This is a genomic window from Candidatus Protofrankia californiensis, assembly GCF_900634765.1.
Taxonomy (GTDB): domain Bacteria; phylum Actinomycetota; class Actinomycetes; order Frankiales; family Frankiaceae; genus Protofrankia; species Protofrankia californiensis.
Genome location: NZ_CAAAFT010000287.1, coordinates 1,666 through 7,741, shown reverse-complemented (window position 1 = coordinate 7,741; position 6,076 = coordinate 1,666). Strand labels below are relative to the sequence as shown.

Genomic DNA, 6,076 nt, shown 5'->3' with positions numbered 1-6,076 from the left:
TAGCGATCAGACGTCAGGAGACGTCAGGAGACGTCAGGAGACGACAGGGGTCCGCTGATCAGCAGCCACGTTTGTGATGTTCATAGGGGTTCAACAGGGTTCGTCGCCCGTACTTCCAGGACGAAGTGATGCGGACCCGGGAACAGCTGTATGCGGCCTGACCCCATGACCTACCTGTGGGACGCGCTGCGAGCCGCCGAACTGGTCAACGGCTTCACCGACAAGCCGCTTGCGGGATTCAGCATTCCGGCCGACCGGTCGCAGCCAAGAAAGGCATCTGAACTGTGCTTTCCCACCTGGCTTTCCCCACCCGCGACCAGCCGTCAGTATGAAAGACGATCCGCTCGGCCTGGCACGGAAGCCGTCGCTGTCTCCTCGGCCGACCCGAACGACAGGAACCGGCCCGCAGCAGGATCTGCATCCGCCTCCGCGAGTACTCTGTCGAGCCACTCGGGGATCTACACGTTCGATGTCACGCAGAGGTGCTGACAGCTCACACTCCTGCACGGCGACCTCCTCGCCGGGGGTAGATCCAAACGGTACTGCGCCAGACACGGGCAACGGCTCCGTCAACCGTCACCGGCGGGGCGAAGATCACGATCGGTTTGCTGGCGGGTTCTGCGGGGGCGACGGTGGTTAGGAGCACTCGGCAGCGGACAGGATGCCCGAGGGGGTGGGCAGAGATGAGCCTCAGCCGGCGGCTGGCCCTGGTGTTCAAGACCAAGGCGAGCAAGATCCTGGATCGTGCGGAGGATCCGCGAGAGATCCTTGACTACTCCTACCAGCGGCAGCTCGACCTCCTCCAGCAGGTGCGCCGCGGGGTGGCCGATGTCGCGACGAGCCGTAAGCGAGTCGAGCTGCAGGTCAGGCAGTTACAGGCCTCCGCGGACAGGTTGGGGGAGCAGGCCGGTCAGGCGGTCGCGGCGAACCGCGACGACCTCGCCCGGGAGGCACTGGGCCGCCGCGCCGCGGTGAGCGGGCAGACTCAGGATCTGCTGCGCCAGCATGCCTCACTGCGGGCCGAGGAGGACAAGCTGACCGTAGCCGCCCAGCGGTTACAGGCAAAAGTCGAGGCGTTTCGCACCCGCAAGGAGACGGTCAAGGCCACCTACACCGCGGCTGAGGCGCAGGCGAGGATCGGCGAGGCGGTCTCGGGTATCTCCGAGGAGATGGGCGACGTGGGGTTGGCGATCCAGCGCGCCGAGGACAGGACCCAGCAGATGCAGGCCCGTGCCGGCGCCATCGACGAGCTGCTCGCATCGGGCGCGCTCGACGACGCGACCGTGACCGGCCGGCCACGCGACGACATCCAGGCCGAACTCGACAGGATCACGACCGGCTCGGACGTCGAGCGTGAACTCGCCGCGCTCAAGGGCGCGCCGCCCGCGACCGGCACCCAGCTGCCCGCGACCGAGGCCCAGCGGGCGATCGGGAGTGTCGGGAGTGAGGGGTCGAGGACGACCACCGAGCCAGGCGAACAGCCATGATCGTACGCATTCTCGGGGAAGGACAGCTCGCCGTGCCCGACAGCGTCCTCGGCGAACTGAATACTCTGGACGACCAGCTGGTCACGACCATGGACGCCGATGACGAGACGGCGTTCCGCGCCGCGCTCGAGGTGTTGCTCAGCCGTGTCCGCGCGTATGGATCCCCCCTGCCCGACGACACGCTGACACCGTCGGACCTCGTACTGCCCTCCACGGACGCCGACCTCACCGAGGTCCGCGGGATGCTGCGAGACGAGGGTCTTCGGGATGAGGGTCGTCGCGGCGAGGGCCTCATTCCGGATTCCGGATTGAGGTGACGACGATGACCGCACCGCCTCGCCGCCGGTTCCGGCCCGACCGGGGCCTGGCGGCCCGGATGCTGCTGACGGTCTTCCTGCTCGGGCTGGTCTATGTCGCCTTCGTCGCGGTCCTGATCGCGGTGGGCCTGTCGCCGGTACTTGTCATTGTGATCGCCGGGGGGCTGCTGTTCACCCAGTACTGGTTCTCCGACCGGATCGCGCTGTACGGGATGCGGGGCCGGATCGTCACCCCGCAGCAGGCACCCGAGCTGCACGGAATGATCGACAGATTGTGTGCCCTGGCGGACCTGCCCAAACCGGCCGTGGCAGTCGCCGACGTGGACGTGCCGAACGCGTTCGCCACGGGCCGCAGCCCCCGGCGGTCGGTGGTCTGCGTCACGACCGGCCTGACGCGCCGGCTGGACACCGACGAGCTGACGAGCGTCCTGTCCCACGAGCTGTCGCACGTGGCGCACCGGGACGTCGCCGTGATGACCGTCGCCGCCTTCCTCGGGGTGCTGGCCGGGCTGATCACACGGTTTGGTCTGTACTCCGGCATGTACGGCGGGTTCGGCGGTAACAACCGGGACGACGACGAGGACAGCGGCGCCGCGGCCGTGGCCGTGGCCGTCATCGTGGTTGTCTCGGCCCTCGTCTACGCGGTGTCGTTCGTCCTGACCAGGTCGTTGTCCCGCTTCCGCGAGCTTGCCGCGGATCGCTCGGGCGCGCTGCTCACCGGTCGTCCCCGGGCGCTGGCATCGGCACTGACCAAGATCACCGGTGAGATGTCCCGGATCCCGACGCGGGACCTGCGCACCGCCGAGCCGTTCAACGCCTTCTTCTTCGCCCCCGCGCGGGCGGGCGGTTTCAGCCTGTCCACACTGTTCTCCACCCATCCGCCACTCGACGCCCGCCTCGCGCAGCTGGCCCGGCTGTCCGCCGAGCTCGAAGAGCCGTCCGCCGGACTCGACGAGCCACCGGGCGACGTCTCTTCGTGATGACAGGGCCACTCTCATGGGATTCCTGGATGTGCTGCTCGGACGCTCCCGGCCCAGGCAGCCCAACCTCGACCGGCTGTTCGCCCTGCCCTCGGCCGCGATCACACTCCAGACCTCGTCCCGCTTCCGCCCCACCGGCGTCGGATCGGTGTGTGTCAGACCCGCGGAGGGCGCCGCGTTCACCGGCCTGGAACGGGAGATCGACCAGATCCTCGTCCTGGACGGCGGTCGCTACGAGAAGCTGACCGACCGCTTCGGCTTCCGCTGGCTGGTACGCCGGACCTCCGCGGATGACATGCCCGGTCTCGTCACCGATCTGCACGCGATCAACTCCACGCTGCGCGATGCCGGCTTCGGCCCGGCGCTGCTGTGCGCCGTCGTCGCGTTCTTCGAAGGATCCCGGTCGGACGGGTCCCGATCGTTCGGCCTTGTCTATCTGTTCACCCGCGGCACCTGGTATCCCTTCGCTCCCCTTGCCGACGAACGCCGGGACAACCCGCTCGAACTCCAGATGAAAGCGACGCTCGAGGGCGATCTTCCCATCGAACCGGATCTGTCCCGATGGTTCCCCGTCTGGGGAGCCCCCGGCCTCGACGAGCCCGCCGCACCCCGGTGAGACGACCGCACCGCGGTGACCGCCGCGCGGTGCGGTGACGCGGGCATGCAGCCTGTCGCCCCGGCGGCCCGGTCGGCGTGACGCCGGCGTATGGACGGGACATATGTCAAGACGGACGTACGTCCGTCACTCGTGGCGGATGCTGATCGTCCGGACGGCTTTGGGTTCGCCGCTTTCGACTGGCACCCGAACCTCGAGGATGCCGTTCTGGTAGGTCGCGGCGACCTCGTCCTCCTTCGCCCCGGGCGGGAGGGCCACCGAACGGGTGAACGCGCCGTAGTGGAACTCGGTGCGATAACGGCCGGCGGCCTTCTCCTTCTTCTCCTCCCGGCGCTCGGCGTGCACCGACAGTTCTCCTTCCGACACGGTGACCTCGACGTCCCTGTCCGGGTCGATGCCGGGGATCTCGGCGCGTAGCACGTAGGCGCCGTCCTCGGTGTACTCCTCGACCCGCACGGCGTCCTCCCGCAGGCCCAGCAGCCGTGCCGCCAGCGAACGGCCCTCCTCCGACCACTGCCAACCGAACAGCTCAGGCGACCATTCGTGACGAGCATGCTCGCGTCGAATCAGCGCCGGACGGCTACTCCCTTTCACGGCTACTCCCTTCCGAACCTCTCCACCTCTCCGCATGGCTTCCGGCGGCGCGTGCCGGGCCGTGCGCCGGGCCGTGTGACAGGCATGGCCGCGTCCGCGATGTGATGGGCGTGATCGGCCGTGACGTGCCGGGCCGCGTGACGGGTATGGCCGCGCCGCCTTGGAGCTGGTCGGGCTCCACCCACCTCTCCAGCGTGCTCCTTGTCGCCGTAGCCTGCCTCTCGGCGTTTGATGGATGTCCCCGCGCTCCACCACAGGCTCGCAAGGTGGCGGTCAGAGGCATCACGGGTGGCGGGGCCGCGGCCCATACCCGACGCTGGTGGGACCAACCGCCGGAGGTGCGCAGATGAGATACGTCGGGAGAGTGCTCGCCGCGGCGGCGGGGGTCGGAGCCGGCGTCGCGGGCGGGCTGCTCGCGCGGCCGCGACGCATCCGTCGCAGGATCGGCCTGGTTCGGGAACGGGTCGGCCGCCGGTTCCGTTACCTGCGGGGACGGCTTCGAGGGGTCCGTTACCGGCTCGGCGGAGGCCGTCCTGACCCGGGCGTCACCGATGACGTCCTCGCCGACCGGGTGCGTTCCCGGCTGGGTTCGGTCACGCGAAGGCTCGACGTCCCGCGGGTGCATGTGACCGCCTTCGGCCACGTGATCATCCTGCACGGTGACGTCGCCACAGCGACCGACGCCATCGTCGTGGAGGACGCGGTCTGGCGGACGTCGGGGGTCGAGGGGGTCGTGTCGATGCTGCACGAAGGACTCGTCTCCGGGGACACCCGGCCGTCCGAAGGCGATCTGACCCTGCTCCCGTCCCCCATGCTGCGGCGGCTGTTCGCCGCGGCGCAGCAGGCGGGCTGTACGCAGGAGACCGTCCAGCCGGCGGTGCGCGCGGTGCTGGCGACGTTCTTCGAGCGGTTGCCGGTGGCCGAGCGGCGGCACGTCGCCGCACATCTGCCCGCCGACGTGCAGGTACTGACCGTGCCACCGCGGCGCCGCGGCCAGGCCCCCGCACGCATGCGCCACCTGGACGAGTTCATCGAGGCGGTACTGCGGATCGACCATATCGATCGCGTGCACGCGCACGACATCACCGGTGCCGTCCTGCACACGTTGCGTGACCTCGTCCCGGAGGAGGCCCAGGACGTCGCGGCCGTCCTCCCCGAGGAGCTCAGACGGACGTGGACCGAGCCGACAGCGCACACACCACCCATCTGACCCATGCCGGGAACATCCAGGTCGGGAACGCAATGTTCCGAAGGAGGCAATGTTCGGCAGGACGCAATGTTCCGCGGAACGCAACGTCCCACAAGGTGGGAACTGAACCGGACACGGGGACTACCAACCGGCAAGCCGGGGCAGGGCGACGTCTGCACGATCGACGAGCCGGCCGGAGGAAGTGCGATCATGCGAGGGAGCCGCCGGGACATCACCCGGGACATCGCGAAGCGCCCGGTGCAGTCGCTCCTTCCGCGCGTCCACCGGCCCCAGGCGGCTGGCCACCGGACCCGAAGAGGCGATCATCGTGCTGGCGCTTCCCGATGGGAAGCGCTGCCCGGCGGGTCGGTGTCACCTGCGCGACGTGCCGGGCCGGACGACGCCCGGACACAGCGGCAACCGACCGGCCGGCCGGACTCCCTGAGCTCCGGCCGGTCGGTTGCCCTCTGACCCTGACCGGAGGACTTGGTCCGCTGGCAGTGCGTCAGATGAATGATCGCGCTGCTTTTGGCCCTCTGGCAGGGCCTACTGCTGTTGCCGGTCGCTGTGGATCACCGCGACCGGGCAGGGGGAGTGGTGGGTGCAGTGGTGGCTGGTCGAGCCGAGGAGCAGCTCGGCGAAGCCTTCGTGGCCACGGGCACCGACGACGAGCAGCTGGGCGTCGGCGGCCTGTCGGATCAAGGTGGTTCCCGGCGTGCCGAGCATGAGCCCGGCGTCCACCGTGACGTCCGTACAGCCGGCCGGTCCCTTTTCCAACGTGCCCTCGAGCAGGGCGTGGGCTACCTTCTCCAGTCCCCCGATCGGATGATCATATGAGGAAGGGCCGGCGCCGGACGATGGCCTGCCGTTCCCGCTTCAGGTGACGTCGGGGG

Annotated in this window: 7 protein-coding genes; 5 read left to right on the top strand and 2 right to left on the bottom strand. The window is 69.2% G+C overall.

Features of this window, described 5'->3' with window-relative positions; all coding sequences use genetic code 11:
* Positions 1-683: 683 nt before the first annotated feature.
* The 4 genes from DD1DGNOD_RS15505 to pspAB are packed head-to-tail and all read left to right on the top strand — an operon-like array spanning position 684 to position 3,400.
* Entirely contained in the window at positions 684-1,487 is an 804-nt protein-coding gene (locus DD1DGNOD_RS15505; RefSeq protein WP_131767167.1) for a PspA/IM30 family protein, read from the top strand.
* Positions 1,484-1,804: a PspA-associated protein PspAA gene (gene pspAA / locus DD1DGNOD_RS15500; RefSeq protein WP_131770448.1), complete on the top strand. Its 321-nt coding sequence runs from the start codon at positions 1,484-1,486 to the stop codon at positions 1,802-1,804. The genes DD1DGNOD_RS15505 and pspAA overlap by 4 nt, the downstream gene beginning before the upstream one ends.
* 5 nt (positions 1,805-1,809) lie before the next feature.
* Positions 1,810-2,784 (top strand): zinc metalloprotease HtpX, encoded by a 975-nt coding sequence (htpX, locus tag DD1DGNOD_RS15495; RefSeq protein WP_131767166.1) that lies wholly within the window; start codon positions 1,810-1,812, stop codon positions 2,782-2,784.
* 16 nt (positions 2,785-2,800) lie between these two features.
* Positions 2,801-3,400 (top strand): PspA-associated protein PspAB, encoded by a 600-nt coding sequence (pspAB, locus tag DD1DGNOD_RS15490; RefSeq protein ID WP_131767165.1) that lies wholly within the window; start codon positions 2,801-2,803, stop codon positions 3,398-3,400.
* A 126-nt stretch (positions 3,401-3,526) separates the two neighbouring features.
* Here the strand turns inward: pspAB and DD1DGNOD_RS15485 are convergent, their stop codons facing one another.
* Positions 3,527-3,994, bottom strand: a complete 468-nt coding sequence (locus tag DD1DGNOD_RS15485; RefSeq protein WP_206443205.1) for an Hsp20/alpha crystallin family protein — start codon at positions 3,992-3,994, stop codon at positions 3,527-3,529.
* A 346-nt stretch (positions 3,995-4,340) separates the two neighbouring features.
* On the opposite strand from DD1DGNOD_RS15485, the gene DD1DGNOD_RS15480 reads away from it, so the two are divergent.
* Positions 4,341-5,204, top strand: coding sequence for a DUF2267 domain-containing protein (locus tag DD1DGNOD_RS15480; protein ID WP_165036756.1), 864 nt, complete (start codon positions 4,341-4,343; stop codon positions 5,202-5,204).
* A gap of 525 nt (positions 5,205-5,729) precedes the next feature.
* Here the strand turns inward: DD1DGNOD_RS15480 and DD1DGNOD_RS15475 are convergent.
* The gene (locus DD1DGNOD_RS15475) at positions 5,730-5,924 is read right to left on the bottom strand and encodes a universal stress protein (protein ID WP_346434334.1); all 195 of its coding nucleotides are present in this window, start codon (positions 5,922-5,924) and stop codon (positions 5,730-5,732) included.
* Positions 5,925-6,076: the final 152 nt, after the last annotated feature.